This window comes from Azospirillum sp. UENF 111221, from assembly GCF_058780625.1.
Genome location: NZ_JBSNCH010000005.1, coordinates 329,056 through 345,066, shown reverse-complemented (window position 1 = coordinate 345,066; position 16,011 = coordinate 329,056). Strand labels below are relative to the sequence as shown.

The 16,011-nt window shown below is 69.6% G+C and carries 19 protein-coding genes; 10 read left to right on the top strand and 9 right to left on the bottom strand.

Annotated features, from left to right (window positions below; genetic code table 11):
- Positions 1-13 precede the first annotated feature (13 nt).
- The 4 genes from ACWPN3_RS16010 to ACWPN3_RS15995 are packed head-to-tail and all read right to left on the bottom strand — an operon-like array spanning position 14 to position 3,090.
- The gene (locus ACWPN3_RS16010) at positions 14-1,459 is read right to left on the bottom strand and encodes a cobyric acid synthase (RefSeq protein WP_492240470.1); all 1,446 of its coding nucleotides are present in this window, start codon (positions 1,457-1,459) and stop codon (positions 14-16) included.
- 37 nt (positions 1,460-1,496) lie between these two features.
- Complete coding sequence (cobO, locus tag ACWPN3_RS16005; RefSeq protein WP_492240469.1) at positions 1,497-2,111, bottom strand: cob(I)yrinic acid a,c-diamide adenosyltransferase; 615 nt, start codon at positions 2,109-2,111, stop codon at positions 1,497-1,499.
- A complete protein-coding gene (cobU, locus tag ACWPN3_RS16000; protein WP_492240468.1) occupies positions 2,108-2,632 on the bottom strand; it encodes a bifunctional adenosylcobinamide kinase/adenosylcobinamide-phosphate guanylyltransferase in 525 nt (174 codons plus the stop codon). The genes cobO and cobU overlap by 4 nt, the downstream gene beginning before the upstream one ends.
- Positions 2,629-3,090 carry a cupin domain-containing protein gene (locus tag ACWPN3_RS15995; RefSeq protein ID WP_492240467.1) on the bottom strand — a complete coding sequence of 154 codons (462 nt, stop codon included), beginning with the start codon at positions 3,088-3,090 and terminating at the stop codon, positions 2,629-2,631. The genes cobU and ACWPN3_RS15995 overlap by 4 nt, the downstream gene beginning before the upstream one ends.
- 245 nt (positions 3,091-3,335) lie before the next feature.
- Here ACWPN3_RS15995 and ACWPN3_RS15990 point away from each other — a divergent pair, with 245 nt between their 5' ends.
- Positions 3,336-4,133, top strand: a complete 798-nt coding sequence (locus ACWPN3_RS15990) for an alpha/beta hydrolase (protein WP_492261576.1) — start codon at positions 3,336-3,338, stop codon at positions 4,131-4,133.
- Here ACWPN3_RS15990 and ACWPN3_RS15985 read toward each other — a convergent pair.
- From ACWPN3_RS15985 to ACWPN3_RS15975, 3 genes are all read right to left on the bottom strand, one after another.
- On the bottom strand, positions 4,130-4,360 hold the full coding sequence (locus ACWPN3_RS15985) for an FmdB family zinc ribbon protein (RefSeq protein ID WP_492240465.1): 231 nt from the start codon (positions 4,358-4,360) through the stop codon (positions 4,130-4,132). The two genes, ACWPN3_RS15990 and ACWPN3_RS15985, sit on opposite strands and share 4 nt — an antisense overlap.
- A gap of 91 nt (positions 4,361-4,451) precedes the next feature.
- Positions 4,452-4,670: a heavy-metal-associated domain-containing protein gene (locus ACWPN3_RS15980; RefSeq protein WP_492240464.1), complete on the bottom strand. Its 219-nt coding sequence runs from the start codon at positions 4,668-4,670 to the stop codon at positions 4,452-4,454.
- Positions 4,671-4,695: 25 nt separating this feature from the next.
- Positions 4,696-5,736: a divergent polysaccharide deacetylase family protein gene (locus tag ACWPN3_RS15975; RefSeq protein ID WP_492261575.1), complete on the bottom strand. Its 1,041-nt coding sequence runs from the start codon at positions 5,734-5,736 to the stop codon at positions 4,696-4,698.
- A gap of 232 nt (positions 5,737-5,968) precedes the next feature.
- Here ACWPN3_RS15975 and ACWPN3_RS15970 point away from each other — a divergent pair, with 232 nt between their 5' ends.
- From ACWPN3_RS15970 to lexA, 8 genes are all read left to right on the top strand, one after another.
- Positions 5,969-6,421 carry an STY0301 family protein gene (locus ACWPN3_RS15970; RefSeq protein ID WP_109096275.1) on the top strand — a complete coding sequence of 151 codons (453 nt, stop codon included), beginning with the start codon at positions 5,969-5,971 and terminating at the stop codon, positions 6,419-6,421.
- Positions 6,422-6,568: 147 nt separating this feature from the next.
- Positions 6,569-7,177, top strand: a complete 609-nt coding sequence (locus ACWPN3_RS15965) for an anthranilate synthase component II (protein WP_492240462.1) — start codon at positions 6,569-6,571, stop codon at positions 7,175-7,177.
- Positions 7,174-8,208, top strand: a complete 1,035-nt coding sequence (gene trpD, locus ACWPN3_RS15960; RefSeq protein WP_109096273.1) for an anthranilate phosphoribosyltransferase — start codon at positions 7,174-7,176, stop codon at positions 8,206-8,208. The genes ACWPN3_RS15965 and trpD overlap by 4 nt, the downstream gene beginning before the upstream one ends.
- Positions 8,208-9,011, top strand: coding sequence for an indole-3-glycerol phosphate synthase TrpC (trpC, locus tag ACWPN3_RS15955; RefSeq protein ID WP_492240461.1), 804 nt, complete (start codon positions 8,208-8,210; stop codon positions 9,009-9,011). The genes trpD and trpC overlap by 1 nt, the downstream gene beginning before the upstream one ends.
- A 4-nt stretch (positions 9,012-9,015) precedes the next feature.
- The gene (locus ACWPN3_RS15950) at positions 9,016-9,513 is read left to right on the top strand and encodes a GNAT family N-acetyltransferase (protein ID WP_492240460.1); all 498 of its coding nucleotides are present in this window, start codon (positions 9,016-9,018) and stop codon (positions 9,511-9,513) included.
- Positions 9,510-10,007 (top strand): cyclic pyranopterin monophosphate synthase MoaC, encoded by a 498-nt coding sequence (gene moaC / locus ACWPN3_RS15945; RefSeq protein WP_109096270.1) that lies wholly within the window; start codon positions 9,510-9,512, stop codon positions 10,005-10,007. The genes ACWPN3_RS15950 and moaC overlap by 4 nt, the downstream gene beginning before the upstream one ends.
- 4 nt (positions 10,008-10,011) lie before the next feature.
- Positions 10,012-11,241 carry a molybdopterin molybdotransferase MoeA gene (locus ACWPN3_RS15940; RefSeq protein ID WP_109096269.1) on the top strand — a complete coding sequence of 410 codons (1,230 nt, stop codon included), beginning with the start codon at positions 10,012-10,014 and terminating at the stop codon, positions 11,239-11,241.
- Positions 11,242-11,453: 212 nt separating this feature from the next.
- Positions 11,454-12,179, top strand: coding sequence for a transcriptional repressor LexA (gene lexA / locus ACWPN3_RS15935; protein WP_109096268.1), 726 nt, complete (start codon positions 11,454-11,456; stop codon positions 12,177-12,179).
- A gap of 73 nt (positions 12,180-12,252) precedes the next feature.
- On the opposite strand, the gene ACWPN3_RS15930 is transcribed toward lexA, so the two are convergent.
- Positions 12,253-12,468: a hypothetical protein gene (locus ACWPN3_RS15930; protein ID WP_492261574.1), complete on the bottom strand. Its 216-nt coding sequence runs from the start codon at positions 12,466-12,468 to the stop codon at positions 12,253-12,255.
- The gene (locus tag ACWPN3_RS15925; RefSeq protein ID WP_492261573.1) at positions 12,422-14,407 is read right to left on the bottom strand and encodes a ComEC/Rec2 family competence protein; all 1,986 of its coding nucleotides are present in this window, start codon (positions 14,405-14,407) and stop codon (positions 12,422-12,424) included. The genes ACWPN3_RS15930 and ACWPN3_RS15925 overlap by 47 nt, the downstream gene beginning before the upstream one ends.
- A gap of 156 nt (positions 14,408-14,563) precedes the next feature.
- On the opposite strand from ACWPN3_RS15925, the gene gltX reads away from it, so the two are divergent.
- Positions 14,564-15,970: a glutamate--tRNA ligase gene (gene gltX / locus ACWPN3_RS15920; protein WP_492240457.1), complete on the top strand. Its 1,407-nt coding sequence runs from the start codon at positions 14,564-14,566 to the stop codon at positions 15,968-15,970.
- Positions 15,971-16,011: the final 41 nt, after the last annotated feature.

The window sequence follows — 16,011 nt, the reverse complement described above, 5'->3', positions numbered from 1 at the left end:
TCGCCCCCTTCCCTCACCCCTGCGCAACTGTCAGCAGCCCGTCCACATCCAGCACGCTCTCCAGCCGGTCGGCAACCGCGTCCAGCGCCCGCTCGACCGCCACACCATAGCCGAGATCCGACCCGGCGCTTCCCAGCCGGCGCAGATAGGCCGAGCGGAAGCCGTCGGCGGTGAACAGGCCGTGCAGGTAGCAGCCCGCCACCCGCCCGTCCGCCGACTCCGCCCCATCGGTTCCGCCGCCGGCAAGCTCCAGCATCGGCCGCGCCCGGTCGGCCCCCTCGGTGCGGCCCATATGCATCTCGTAGCCCGCCACCGCGGCACCGGTGCGCCGCTCCGTGCCGCGGGCCTCCTCCAGCACCTTGGGACCTTTCAGCACCGTCTCGACATCCAGCAGCCCGAGCCCGGCGGCCTCGCCGGGCGGGCCTTCGATGCCGTCGGGATCGGCAATGCGCCGGCCCAGCATCTGGTAGCCGCCGCAGATGCCCAGCACCCGGCCGCCGCGCCGCCAATGGGCCATCAGGTCGATGTCCCAGCCCTGCGCCCGCAGGAAGGCAAGGTCGGCGACGGTCGCCTTGGTACCGGGCAGGATCACCAGATCGCAATCGCCGGGCAGCGGCTGACCCGGACGCACCATGGTCAGGGCGACGCCCGGCTCCTGCGCCAGCGGATCGAAATCGTCGAAGTTGGCGATGCGCGACAGCATCGGCACGGCGATCCGCAGCGCCCCATTGCCGGCCTCCCGCGGCCGGTCGAGCGCCACCGCGTCCTCGGCCGGCAGGGTCGCCGCTTCCTTCAGCCAGGGCACCACGCCGAATCCGCGCCAGCCGGTGTGGCTCTCGATGATCCGCAGCCCTTCATCGAACAGGCGAACATCGCCGCGGAACTTGTTGATCAGAAAGCCCTTGATGCGCTCCTGTTCAGATTTCGGTAGAAGTGCGTGGGTGCCCACCAGACTGGCGATCACGCCGCCACGGTCGATGTCTCCGACCAGCAGGACCGGCACGTCGGCGGCGGTGGCGAAGCCCATGTTGGCGATGTCGCCGGCCCGCAGATTGACCTCCGCCGGGCTGCCGGCCCCCTCGACCACCACGATGTCGGCCTCGCCCCGCAGCCGCTCGAAACTGTCCAGAACGGTGCCGAGCAGTTCGCGCTTGCGGGCCTGATAGTCGGCGGCGCGCGCGGTGCCGACCACCACGCCGCGCACCACCACCTGACTGCCGATGTCCGACTGCGGCTTCAGCAGCACCGGGTTCATGTGGACGCTGGGCGCCACGCCGCAGGCCCGCGCCTGGAGCGCCTGGGCACGGCCGATCTCGCCGCCGTCCGCCGTGACCGCGGCGTTGTTGGACATGTTCTGCGGCTTGAACGGCCGGACGCTCAGCCCGCGCCGCACCAGCGCCCGGCACAGCCCGGCCACCAGCAGCGACTTGCCGACGTCGGAACCGGTGCCCTGCAGCATGATCGCCCTAGATCGTATCGGCTGTGACGGCATGGCGTCAGAACTCGATGCCGGCCTGGGCCTTCACCCCGGCCTCGAACGGATGCTTGACCAGCGTCATCTCGGTGACGAGGTCGGCGGCGGCGATCAGTTCTGGCTTGGCGTTGCGGCCGGTGATGCAGACATGCAGGTCCGGCCGGCGGGCGGCCAGCGTCGCCAGCACCTCGTCCAACGGCAGATAATCCATGCGCAGCACGATGTTCAGCTCGTCCAGCACGATCAGGCGATAGCGCGGGTCGGCCATCAGCTCCTTCGCCTTGGTCCAGGCGGCTTCGGCGGCGGCGATGTCGCGGGCGCGGTCCTGGGTGTCCCAGGTGAAGCCCTCGCCCATCGTGTGGAAATCGACCAGATCCTCGAAGCGCTCCAGCGCCACCGTCTCGCCGGTGGACCAGGCGCCCTTGACGAACTGCACCATGCCGACGCGCAAGCCATGGCCGACGGCGCGCATCATCAGGCCGAACGCGGCTGTCGATTTGCCCTTGCCCTTGCCGGTGTGGACCATCAGCAGGCCCTTCTCCACCGTCTTGGAGGCGAGCGCCCGCTCCTGCAACGCTTTGCGCCGCTTCATCTTCTCGGCGTGGCGGCGGTTCAGCTCGTCTGTATCGGCAGTCATGCAGGAGTCCCTTTCACGAACATCGGCAGACCGGCGACGGTCAGCACGACGCGCGGCGCCACGGCCGCGATGGATTGGTGCAGGCGGCCGGCATGGTCGCGAAAGCGGCGCGCCAGCGCGTTGTCGGGCACGATGCCGAGCCCGACCTCATTGGAAACGAGCACGACCCGGCCGGGAAGCGTCGGCAGCAGTTCCACCAGCGCCGCGGTCTCCGCCGCGATGTCGGCCTCAGCCATCATCAGGTTGGTCAGCCACAGGGTCAGGCAATCGACGAGGACGCCGGTGCCCTCGGCGGCCTGCCGGCGCAAGCTTCCGGTCAGGTCGCGCGGCTCTTCCACCGTCCTCCAGTCCGGGCCGCGGTCGTCGCGGTGCTGCGCCACCCGCTCGGCCATCTCGGCGTCCCACACCTGCGAGGTGGCGATGTAAATGCGCGGCCCGCCCAGCGCCGTCACCAGCCCCTCGGCATAACGGCTCTTGCCCGAGCGGGCGCCGCCCAGCACCAGGGTGACGTCGGCACTCATTCCCAGACGGTCCCGTCCCGGTGGTGGTAGGCGCCGTCGCGCCAGACCATGTCCTCGTCGGAATAATCGATCTCGTCGCCGCCGCTGCGGTCGCCGACCTCCAGATAGCTGGCGGGCCGGTCGCTGCGGTTGATCAGCCGGTGCCCGTCGGCGACGCCATGCGGAAATCCTGCGCACATGCCCGCGGTCAGCAGCGTCTCGCCCGCATCGGTCACCAGCGTCAGGTCGCCGTCCACCACATAGACGAACTCGTCCTGCCGGCTGTGCCAGTGGCGCAGGGCGGAGGAGGCGCCGGGCGCCAGCGTGGTCAGGTTGACGCCGAAATTGATCAGCCCCAGCGGATCGCCCAGCACCACCCGGTGCCGCCCGGCGACCTGCGGCCGGAAGGGCTGCGGATAGTCGGTGGTGCCGGTTTCGGCGGTCAGCGTCGCGGGGTCGAGGACCGGTGGGTTCGGCACGGGCGCTCTCCGGCTCTGTGTTGTGGGTCCGGACTGTCGCAAACCGGACCGGCGGCGTCAAACGCTGCCAAGTCCCCTTACAAAGCAGGCCTTTACAAAGCAGGGTTGCCGGTGCCGCCGCTGGACAGGCGCCGTTTCGCCCACCATGCTTATTGCGGTGCAAAACAACAACCTGCGATCCGATGTCCCGCCTGGAAATCATCAGCCGCCGTCCCTCCGGAACTGCCCCCTCCGGAACTGCCAAGTTGCCGCCGCTCCTGTTCGTCCATGGCGCCTTCAGCGGCGCCTGGATTCGGGACGCCAAGTTCCTGCCCTGGTTCGCCGAACGGGGATGGGAGGCGCATGCCGTCTCGCTCCGCGGCCACGGCAACAGCGAAGGACGCGACCGGCTGCATGAGTTCGGCATCGCCGACTATGTCGACGACGTGCTGGAGGCGGCGGGCCGCCTGTCCGCTCCCCCGGTGCTGATCGGCCATTCGATGGGCGGCATGGTGGTGCAGCGCGCGCTGGCGAAGCGCCGCTTTCCGACCGGCGTGCTGATGGCGTCGGCACCGCCCTACGGCCTGCTGACCTCCACCATGGGGCTGGCCTGGCGTTCGCCCTACGTGTTCCAGCAGATGTCGATGCTGATGGCCTTCGGCGAGACCGCAATCAACCCCGAGGCCATCCGCCGGGCCATGTTCTCCGACAAGATGCCGCACGCCGAAGCGGCCAAGTACGAGAGCTATCTTCAGGAGGAATCGCGCCGCGTCCTGCTCGACATCGGCGGCTGGATCCCCTTCCCAATCCTGCCGCCGCGCGACATGCCGGTGCTGGTGATGGGGGCCGAGGAGGATTCTGCTGTTCCCGCCCGCCGAGATCGTCGCCACCGCCATAGCGCTGGGCACCCAGCCGGTGTTCATGCCGGGCATGGGCCATGCGATGATGCTGGAACAGGACTGGCAGGCGGCGGCCGAGCGTCTGGAGACGTGGATCGCAGCGACCGTGACGGCCGAAACCGCCCCGTCCGGCTCGGCCGTCTGACCCTGCCCGCCCCTGTCTAAACCTTCGGCCGTTCCGACCGGGAATAGTTGCTGAAATGCCCCTCCCTGGAAGCCTGCCGGCGGGCGGACTGGAGGATGGCACCGGACTTGCCCTCCGGCGCCACGTTCGACAGCTGGCGGGTCAGATCTGCACCGCCGCAGGACGGGCAGGCAGGCATCTCACCGGAGCGGACCAGGGTCTCGAACCCCTGGCCGCAGGACTGGCAACGGTAGGAATAGAGCGGCATCGCACCCTCGCGGAACGGATCGCATCGGTCCGAGCATGCCGCAATACCCACAACAAGAAAACGGTTTTGTTGCGCCGCAACAGCAGCACGATCAGGCCGCCGCTCCGCCGAAATCGAATCCCGCAGCCTCGACCGCCTGCTGCACCAGTTCGGCCGGGATGCTGCCGGCGACCACGACTGTGCCGGTTGCGAGATCGACGGTCACCGCGGCATTCGGGGCCGCCTTGGTGATCGCGTTGGAAACGGAGCGGGCGCAGCCGCCACAGGTCATCCCATCCACCTTGTACGCATCGGTCATCGTTACAGGCATCGCCACGGGCTTCCTTTGGGTCGGGTCAACCTCCGGCATGGTGCGTCCGCACCACCGCGCTGACCGGGACAAGAACGAAGCCACGCTTTTGCACATCCGGCAACCAGGACGCCAGAGCCTCGATTGTCGCATCATGCGGGTGGCCGATGGCGACGGCGTAGCCCTGACGCTTCGCAACCTGTTCGGTCTTGGTCAGCTGGGCCTTCACCGCCGCCACGGTTTCGACATTGTCGAGGAACACGTCGCGCCCGATCCAGGGCATCTTCAGTTCCTGCGCCAGCCCGATTCCGGCGCTGTTGGGCGTCGTCCGGCTGTCCAGCCACAGCAGCCCGCGCCGGTGCAGTTCCGTCAGCACCGGCGCCAGAGCCGCGCGGTCGGCGGTAAATCGGCTGCCCATATGGTTGTTCACCCCGACATAGCCATCGAAGCTGTCCAAAGCCGCGCGGAACCGCTTCACGATCTCGCCCTTGTCCAGCGAGACCAGCAGCGCGTTCGGACCGGGATCGGCCTTCACGCTGGGCTCCATCGGCATGTGCAGCATCAGCTCATGCCCGTTGGCGCGGGCCGCCTTCGACTGGGCCGACAGGTCGCGGGCATAGGGCAGCCAGGACAGCGTCAGCGGGCCGTGAAGCCCGGCCATCCGGGACGAGCGCTTGCGGTCCAGCCCCATGTCGTCGATGACGATGGCGATGATCGGCCGGCCCTGCGGAACCTCGGCCGGCAGCGCATTCCTGCGCCACAATGCCGCATTGCCCGAAGGCGCCTGCACCGGCGGCTGGGCCGGGGGAACCGGCGGTGGCAGCATCGCCACGGTGGTGGCGGGCGGACGCGCTTCCGCCTGGGCCGGCTTTTCCGGCACCGCATGCTCCGGGCCGTCCGCCGCATGCTGTGCGGGCGCCGGGGCCTCCGCCTTCGCCGCCGGCAGCGAGGGGGGAGCCGGCGGCACGGCAGCCTGCTGGGGTGGGGCCTGCTGGGCCGGACTCTGCTGAACGGAGGCCTGCTGGACACGCTCGCCGCCGGACCGTCCGCCGGTCAGCGTCGCCACGCCGATCGCCACAGCGAACACCGCGGCGACTGCCGCCAGAGCCAGGACGAAGGGATTCGACAGAAAGGGGGAAGCGGAACCTTGCGGGCTTTCGAAGGCGCCTTGCGGGCCATGGTGACGATGTCCATCCTGCGACCGGGGCGGCGCACAGTGGCACCCTGCCGCCGCGACCGCAATTGCTCAAACGACACAAGACGGCCGCCGCAACGGCACCGTCTTTCCACTGGCCCGACCAGTCTCCGGAGACCGCCCGATGCGCCCTTTCCTCGTCATCGTCCCGCTGCTGCTGGCCACCGCCTCTCCGGCATTGGCTGCCGGCGGCCCGCAATGCCCGCCGACCGTCAGCGTGACCGCCCAGCCGGAGGCGCCCGGCGGCTGGGCGCCCTATCCGGGCCGTGACAGCCACGGCTTCATCGGCATCACCCTGATCGAGGGCGACCGCGCCCAGCAGATGGCCAGCGCCGCGCGCACCACCCTGGCGCCCGACAGCGAGACCAGGCATGCGCGCCGTCTGGTCCAGCTCTGGGAGTTCGACGCCGCGCAGCGCGGCAAGCTCTTCGTGCTCTGCCGGTATCGCGGCACCGAGGCGACGCTCGCCGCCGACCTGCCGCGCCAGACCCGCCGCTGCACCCTGACGCTGGAAACCGACATCCGCGGCAACGTCCTGGACGAGCCGAAGACGCCGCCGCAGCTCGACTGCCGGTGAGGACGCGGGGGCCCAGGGGCAAAGTTCTGCGCGGAGGCTGGAAATCCCCCTTTTCAGCCGCTAGGGTGTCCCTCGTTGGAACGGGGCCGGAACGGCCCGGACGACCCGGGCGACGGTGGCCGGGCAAAGGTGGAAGGCGGAAGGCGCATGCTGCTGCTCATCGATAACTACGACAGCTTTACCTACAACCTCGTCCATTACCTCGGCGAGCTTGGCGCCGACGTGCAGGTCCGCCGCAACGACGCCCTGACGGTGGACGAGGCGATGGCGCTCCGCCCCGACGGCATCGTCCTGTCCCCCGGCCCCTGCGATCCCGACCGCGCCGGCATCTGCCTGCCCCTGATCGACGCCGCCGCCAAGGCCCGCCTGCCTCTGATGGGCGTCTGCCTCGGCCACCAGTCCATCGGGCAGGCCTTCGGCGGCCGGGTGATCCGCGCGCCGGTTCCCATGCACGGCAAGGTCGACAACATCCGGCACGAGGGCCGCGGCGTGCTCGCCGGCCTGCCCAGCCCGTTCCGCGCCACCCGCTACCATTCGCTGATCGTCGAGCGCGACTCGCTGCCGGCCTGCCTGGAGGTGACCGGCGAGACCGCCGACGGCCTGATCATGGCGCTGGCCCACCGCGAGCTGCCGATCCACGGCGTGCAGTTCCATCCCGAAAGCATCGAGAGCGAGCACGGCCACCAGATCCTGCAGAACTTCCTGGATCTGACCCGTCCCCGCCCGGTGAACGCGGGCCTGGAGACCGCGGCATGAGCGGCGATCTGTCCGACATGAAGGCCATCCTGGGCAAGGTCGCCACCGGCGCCGCCCTGACCGAGGCCGAGGCTGGCTTCGCCTTCGACATCATCATGTCCGGCAACGCCACCCCGTCGCAGATGGGCGGCTTCCTGATGGCGCTGCGCGTCCGCGGCGAGACGGTGGACGAGATCACCGGCGCCGCCCGCGTCATGCGCGCCAAGGCGATCCCGGTCGAAGCGCCTCCCGGCACCATCGACACCTGCGGCACCGGCGGCGACGGTGCGGGCACCTACAACATCTCCACCGCCGCCGCGCTGGTGGTGTCGTCCTGCGGCGTGCCTGTCGCCAAGCACGGCAACCGCGCCATCTCGTCGAAGTCCGGTGCCGCCGACGTGCTCGGCTCGCTCGGCGTCAACCTCGACTGCGACTTCGCGCTGGTCCGCAAGGCGCTGTGGGACGCCGGCATCGCCTTCCTGATGGCGCCGCGCCACCACCTCGCCATGCGCAACGTCGGCCCGACCCGCGTCGAGCTCGGCACCCGCACCGTCTTCAATCTGCTGGGTCCGCTCGCCAACCCAGCGACCGCCAGGCGGCAGGTGCTTGGCGTCTTCTCCAAGCAGTGGGTGGAGCCGCTGGCCCAGGTGCTGAAGCGGCTGGGTTCCGAGGCCGCCTGGGTCGTCCATGGCTCCGACGGGCTGGACGAGATCACCACCACCGGCCCCACCACCGTCGCCCAGTTGAAGGACGGCGAGGTGACGGTGTTCGAGGTGACGCCGGAGGATGCCGGCCTGCCCCGCGCCCGAATCGAGGAGTTGAAGGGCGGCGACGCCCAGGTCAACGCCGAGGCGATCCATGCCCTGTTCGACGGGGTGCGCAGCCCCTACCGCGACATCGTCCTGTTGAACGCCGCCGCCGCCCTGCTGGTGGCCGGCAAGGCCGCGACCCTGAAGGACGGTGTCGCCCTGGCCGCCGACGCCATCGACAGCGGCGGCGCCCGCGACCGGCTGCGCCGGCTGGTCGCCATCACCAACGAGGCAGTGGCCTGATGAGCGACGTTCTGACCCGCATCAACGACGACAAGCGCGCCCTGGTGGCCTCCCGCAAGGCCGCCCGCCCTTTGTCGGAGGTGGAGGCCGCCGCCAGGGCCGCCAACGAGAGCAACCCGCCGCGTGGCTTCATCCGGGCGCTGAGCGCCGCGGTCGAGGCCGGGCGTTACGGGCTGATCGCCGAGATCAAGAAGGCGAGCCCGTCCAAGGGCCTGATCCGCGCCGACTTCGACCCGCCGGCCCTGGCCCGTGCCTACCGCGAGGGCGGTGCCACCTGCCTGTCGGTGCTGACCGACGAGCCCTATTTCCAGGGCAGGGACGAATATCTGGTGGCGGCCCGTGCCGCAGTGGATTTGCCGGTTCTGCGCAAGGACTTCATGGTCGATCCTTACCAGATCGTCGAAGCCCGCGCGCTGGGCGCCGACTGCATCCTGATCATCATGGCCTCCTTGTCCGACGCCCAGGCGGCGGAGATCGAGGACGCCGCCATCGCCCAGGGCCTGGACGTGCTGGTCGAGGTGCATGACCGCGCCGAGCTGGACCGCGCGCTGCTGCTGAGGACGCCGCTGCTGGGCGTCAACAACCGCAATCTCAAGACCTTGGCGGTCGATATTGCGACGACGGAGGAACTGGCCGCCAACGTGCCGGCCGACCGCATGCTGGTGGCCGAAAGCGGGCTCTACAACCCCGTCGATCTGGCGCGGATGGCGAAGGTCGGGGCGCGCTGCTTCCTGGTCGGCGAATCGCTGATGCGGCAGGCCGATGTGACCGCCGCCACCCGTGCCCTGCTGGCTCCGGTGTGATGCGATGACCGAGATGGTGGCCGATGTGACAGACGATGTGCTGATCGCTGCGGAGAGCCCGCGCCAGGATGCCGTGATCGCGCTGGTGGCGGCGCTCGACCGCTATCTGCTGGATCTCTATCCGGCGGATACCTGCCACCTGCTCGACATCGGCGAATTGGAAGCGCCGGACCTGCGCTTCCTCGTCGCCCGCAAGGACGGCGTTCCGGTCGGCTGCGCCGCACTCCGCGTCGATCCGACCGGCTATGGCGAGATCAAGCGGATGTATGTCGATCCCGCCACCCGCGGACAGCGCATCGGCGACCGTCTGCTCGCCCGGCTGGAGGATCTGGCGCGGGCGGAGGGCTTGGACGCCCTGCTGCTCGAATCGGGCATCCACCAGCCCGAAGCGCTGGCGCTCTACCGCAAGGCCGGCTTCACCGACCGCGGCCCCTATGCCTGCTACGAAGACAATGGCGTCAGCGTCTTCATGGAAAAATTTCTGACGGAGACCGCCCGATGACCGGCTTCACCCATTTCGACGCCGAGGGCAAGGCGGTGATGGTCGACGTCTCCGACAAGGCCGACACCGAACGCACCGCGACAGCCGCGGCGACCGTGCTGATGCAGCCGGAAACCCTTGATCTCATCATGCAGGGCGGGGTGAAGAAGGGCGACGTGCTGTCGGTCGCCCGGCTGGCCGGCATCATGGGGGCCAAGCGCACGCCCGACCTGATCCCGCTGTGCCACCCGCTGATGCTGACCTCGGTCAAGGTCGACCTGTCCTGCGACCCCGCCCGCAACGCGGTGGACGTGACGGCGACCTGCAAGCTGAAGGGCCAGACCGGCGTGGAGATGGAGGCGTTGACCGCCGTCACCATCGCAGCATTGACGGTCTACGACATGTGCAAGGCGGTGGACCGCGGCATGACCGTCACCGATGTGCGCCTGCTGCACAAGGCCGGCGGCAAGAGCGGCGAGTGGGGCGCGTCCACATCCTCCTCCACCGGAGCCTGACGCGATGATCTCCGTCGCCGAGGCGCGCGCCCGCATCCTGTCGGCCTTCGCCGCCCTCCCGGCGGAAACCGTCGCCCTGCCCGACGCGCTCGGCCGTGTGCTGGCCGAACCGGTGGTCGCCCGGCTGACCCAGCCGCCCTTTCACGCCGCCGCCATGGATGGCTGGGCCGTGCGTGCCGCCGACATCGCCGCTGCGACCGCCGAGGCCCCCGTCCCGCTGCGCCGCATCGGCGAATCCGCCGCCGGCCATGCCTTCACCGGCAGCGTCGGCCGGGGCGAGGCGGTGCGCATCTTCACCGGCGCGCCCCTGCCCGGCGGTGCCGACGCCGTGGTGATGCAGGAGGATTGCAGCGCCGACGACGCCACCGTGCGGATCGGCCGCGCCGTGGCCGCCGGCCGCTTCGTCCGCGAGGCCGGATTCGACTTCACGGCCGGTCAGGAGCTTCTGCCAAAGGGCCGGCGCCTGACCGCGCGCGACATCGCGCTGGCCGCCGGCGGCAACGTGCCTTGGCTGTCGGTCCATCGCCGGCCGCGCATCGCCGTGCTTGCCACCGGCGACGAGATCGCCCTGCCCGGCGACCCGCTGGGTCCGAGCCAGATCGTCAGCACCAATGCGCTTGGCCTCTGCGCCCTGGTGACCGCCCAGGGTGGGATCGCCCACAATCTGGGCGTCGCCAGGGACACGGCGGAGAGCGTGGCGGCACTGGCGAAGGGTGCGGCCGGTTGCGACCTGCTGGTCACCACCGGAGGGGCGGCACAGGGCGATTACGACCTCGTGCGCGATGTGCTTGCCGAACGCGGCGTGGCGCTGGAGGTGCAGACGGTGGCGATGCGTCCGGGCAAGGCGCTGATGTTCGGCCGTGCCGGGTCTGTGCCGCTGCTGGGATTGCCCGGCAACCCGGTGTCCACCGGCGTCACGGCGCTCCTGTTCCTCCGCCCGGTCCTGCGCGTGCTGCAGGGCCTGCCGCCGGAGGACGACCGTCTGCCGCTGCGCGCCCGCCTGACCGGCCCGTTGAGGGCCAACGACCGGCGCGAGGAGTATCTGCGCGCCACGCTGGCCGCCGGCCCGGACGGTGTCCTGACCGTGACACCCTTCGCCCGGCAGGACAGCGCCATCACCACCCTGTACGCCCAGGCCGATTGCCTGATCCCCCGCCCGCCCCATGCCGACCCGGAACCGGCCGGCGCGATGGTGACAGTGCTTCCTTTGACGGATGGGGCGCTCAGCATCTAGACTTCAGCAGAGCGCCTGAGCAGAGCGCCGGAACGGCCGGCTGGAACAGTTGAACATCACCCGGAAAACTGTTTCATGCCGTTCCAGATGTTCCCCTCAAGTTCTAAAAGATGCCGATGGAGGGCTTGACGCGCGGCAGGAACCAAACTAGAACATGGAGCAACGTTTAGTTTTTGTTCCATCTTCAGTCTGGCCGAGGCCGGGAGGCATCCATGCTCACGCGCAAGCAGCACGAATTGCTGCTGTTCATCCACGAACGGCTTGGCCAGGGCGGTGTCTCGCCGTCGTTCGACGAGATGAAGGACGCCCTGGGCCTGAAGTCCAAGTCGGGTATCCATCGCCTGATCACCGGGCTCGAGGAGCGCGGCTTCATCCGCCGCCTGCCCCACCGGGCCCGTGCGTTGGAGGTTCTGCGCCTTCCCGAGGGTCTCGACGCTTCCCGCAACCGGACCGCGGCTCCCAAGCCGAAGTTCCAGCCCAACGTCATCAAGGGCGATTTCGCCTTCGCCGGCCGCGACGCCGCTCCCCCCGCACCGACGCCGGCCGCCGCGAACGAGACGGTGCAGCTCCCGCTCTATGGCCGGATCGCCGCCGGTACGCCCATCGAGGCGCTGCGCGACAACAGCGCCTTCGTCGATGTCCCCGCCTCCATGCTGACCGGTGGCGACCATTATGCGCTGGAGGTTTCCGGCGACTCGATGATCGAGGCCGGCATCCTCGACCACGACACCATCGTCATCCAGCGCTGCGATGCGGCGGAGAACGGCACCATCGTCGTCGCTCTGGTGGACGAGGGCGAAGTGACGCTGAAGCGCCTGCGCCGCAAGGGCAACACCATCGCCCTGGAACCCGCCAACGCCGCCTATGAAACCCGCATCTTCGGCGCCGACCGCGTCCGCGTGCAGGGCAAGCTGGTCGGTCTCGTGCGCAAGTACTGAGCTTTTCGAGCCCAACCGCCGATCCTCTCCTCCGTCCCCGCGGCGGATGGGATCGGCGATGTCCAAGTTCCTCTCACTTTCCTCCGGTCCAGGGCCGATCTCCCCGCAGCCCGCGCACCGTCTCCACCGTCACCCCCTCGGCGGTCACCGTCAGCGTATGCGCGCCCTCATGGCGCAGGGTCCAGCGGTCCACCACCAGATCCGCCCGGCAGCGCCGCGCCACCTCCGCCGTCACCACCGCATCAGCTGCCCCACAGTCCTCGTCCAGCGCATCCGGCAGCCGCGGCAACGCCACTGTCTTTCCCTGCACCCGGTACAGGCAGCCAAACGCGTCGCAGTCCAGCGACCGCCCTCCCCCGCTCCATCCCCCGTCGGCCGGCCAGGGATCGGCCACCGACCGCTCGCCATCGCGCTCCCGCCAGGTTTCGGTCATCCGGCCGCCGCCCTTGACCGATGCGCTCAGTCGTCCGTCCGGCAGCCTGACCGCCATCACCGTCCCGTCGCCGGCCACCAGCACATCCGGCCGCACCGCCAGCATCGGCGAGGCCAGCCCGGCCAGGACCGGCAGCATCCCCAGCCACCGCCACCAGCGCGTCCAAAGACAGAGCCAGAATCCCTCCCATCACCAGCACCGCAAAGCCTTCCGCCGGCATCGCCGGCACGGTCAGCGAAGCCCAGGGGAGACGGCCGAAGAATTCCGCCGTCCAGATCACCGCCCGGTCGCCCCAGTTCATGGCGATCAGCGCCGGCGCCTCCAGTCCGAAGGGCAGCAGCGCGTAGGCGATCAGACTCCACGGCATGACCCAGAAGGACGTGATGGGAATGGCGATCAGGTTCGACAGCACGCCATAGAAGGCGATCTGCTGGAAATGGAAGAGCGAGAAGGGCAAGGTCGCCAGCGTCGCCACCACGCTGGTCAGCAGGATCCCGCCGACATAGAACAGCCCGCGCACGATCCATCCCGCATCGCGCCGCCAGTCCGCCAGCCTGGCGCTGCCCTTCTCGAAGGCGGCGATCAGCGCCACCACCGCGGCAAAGGACATCTGGAAGCTCGGGCCCAGCATCCCCTCCGGATCCATCGCCATGGTGACCAGCCCGGCGAAGGCGACCAGCCGCATGCTCAACGGGTGACGGTCCAGCATGATCGCTCCCATCACCATGCCGGTCATCAGCACCGACCGCACCGTCGGCAGCGGCGCCCCGACCAGGAGCGTGTAGCCAAGCGCCGACAGGATGCCGAACAGCGCGGCGATCTTCTTGATCGGCCACCGCAGCGCGATGTAGGGCACCGACGCCAGCAACGCCCGCACGACATAGAACAGGATGCCGGCGGCGATGCCGACATGCAGGCCGGAGATCGACAGCAGATGCGCCAACCCGCTGTTGCGGAAGTCGTCCATCGTCGCTTCCGGGATGCCGAACTCCTCGCCGTTCAGCAGCGCCGTGGTGACGCTCGCCTCCACCGGGTCGCCGATGGCTGCCGCCACCCGCTCGGCAATCGCGCCGCGCGCCTTCTCGAAGGCGATGGCGACCGTGCTCCATCCCGTCACCGGCGGCGCCTCGACCAGTTCCGGCGCACCGGTGGCGAAGCCCGTGCCGCCCAGCCCCATGAACCAGGCCCGCCGCTGGAAGTCGAAGGCGCCTGGTTCGGCCGGCGCCTGCGGCGGCAGCAGCGTCGCCCGCAGCCGCACCACCGACCCGGGCGCTGGTGCCGGAAAGCGGTCCGACAGGCGGATGCGCACGGCGGCCGGCGTCCGTTCCGGCGCCAGCCTGCTGACGCTCACCTCCCGCAGTGTGATCCGCGTCGCGCCCGGCCGCCGTTCCACCGCCATCACCCGGCCGGTGACGGTCGCCCCGGCGATGCTGCGGCTCAGCACCGGTGCCGCCATGCGGATGGTGTGCGCCTGCGCCACCAGGAACCCCGCCGCCAGCATCAACAGCGCCATCGCCACACCGGTCATGGCGAACCATCGCCGCAGCGCCAGAACCAGCACCGCGCAGCCGCCGACCGCAGCCGCGCCAATCCACCAGTCGGGCTCCTGCCGCAGGCCGAAATAGAACGATACCCCCGCCCCGAAGGCGACGGGCAGCCACAGCACCCAGCGCTCGCCCTCCGCCTCCGCGAGCGCCACGAGTCGCCCACCCACGCGCGCCAGCAGGCGCCGCCAGCCTCCGCCGAGCGCCGGGGGGCCGTCGGTTTCCTCCTCCGGCCAGCCGGCGGCCGTCACCGGTAACGGATTCCGGGCGCAGCGATGCCACCCGCGAGCCCCTCAACGACCGTCCATGCGCGCATCGCATTGCCTCCAAGCCGGGTGGCTGTGTTAAACCACGGTGTCGAACCACCGGCGCATCATACCAGCGCCGAACCGGAAATTGAGAGACCGATGACCGTCGTCACCCGCTTCGCTCCGTCGCCGACCGGCTTTCTGCACATCGGCGGTGGCCGCACCGCCCTGTTCAACTGGCTGTACGCCCGCAACACCGGCGGTCAGTTCCTGCTGCGGATCGAAGACACCGACCGGCAACGGTCCACCGACGCGGCGGTGGACGCCATCATCGACGGGCTGAAGTGGCTGGGCCTGGATTGGGACGGCGATGCCGTCAGCCAGTTCGGGCGCAAGGACCGTCATGCCGAGGTCGCGCACCAGATGCTGGCCGCCGGCAAGGCCTATCGTTGCTATTGCAGCCCGGAAGAGCTGGAGGAGATGCGCGCCGCCCAGAAGGCCGCCGGCCAGCCGATGCGCTACGACGGCCGCTGGCGTGACCGTCCCGAGTCCGACGCCCCTCCGGGCGTGGCACCGGTGATCCGCCTGAAGGCGCCGCAGGAAGGCCAGACCGTCCTGAACGACCTCGTCCAGGGCGAGGTGACGGTGCAGAACGCCCAGCTCGACGACCTGATCCTGCTGCGCGCCGACGGCACGCCGACCTATCTGCTGGCGGTGGTGGTGGACGACCACGACATGGGCGTCACCCACGTCATCCGCGGCGACGATCATCTGACCAACACCTTCCGCCAGATCCAGATCTTCAATTCCATGGGTTGGGACCTGCCGCGCTTCGGCCATATCCCGCTCATCCACGGGCCGGACGGCGCCAAGCTGTCCAAGCGCCATGGCGCGCTGGGCGTCGATGCCTACCGCGACATGGGCTATCTGCCGGAGGCGGTCCGCAACTATCTGCTGCGGCTCGGCTGGTCGCACGGCGATGACGAGATCATCTCGACCGAACAGGCGATCGAGTGGTTCAACCTGGAGAGCATCGGCCGGTCGGCGTCGCGCTTCGACTTCGCCAAACTGGAGAATCTGAACGCCCATTATATGCGTCTGGCCGATGATTCCCGCCTGCTCGGCCTGATCGCCCCGAGGCTGGAGGCCGATCTCGGCCGCAACCTGTCCGAGGCGGAACGCGACCTTCTGACGCGGGCGATGAATGGGCTGAAGCAGCGCGCCCGCACTGTCGTCGATCTGGCCCAGAGCGCACGCTTCTACGTTGCGCCGCGGCCGCTCAGCTATGACGAAAAAGCAACCGCTCTGCTGGATGAAAAGGGCCGCACTCTGTTGAAGGAACTGGCGGCAGCCTTCGCCGCCGAGCCGGAATTCACCGCCGCCGCGCTCGAATCCCAGGTCCGCGCCTTCGCCGAGGCACGGGGCGAAAAGCTGGGCAAAGTGGCGCAGCCGCTGCGCGCCGCGCTGACCGGTTCGACGGTATCGCCGCCGATCTTCGAGGTGGCTGAACTGCTGGGTCGGGAAGCGACGCTTTCTCGCATCCGCGATGCAGCGGGTGCAGCATAATGGTCATTTCCGTGCGTTGCCATCGGGCAGCCATGGAACTA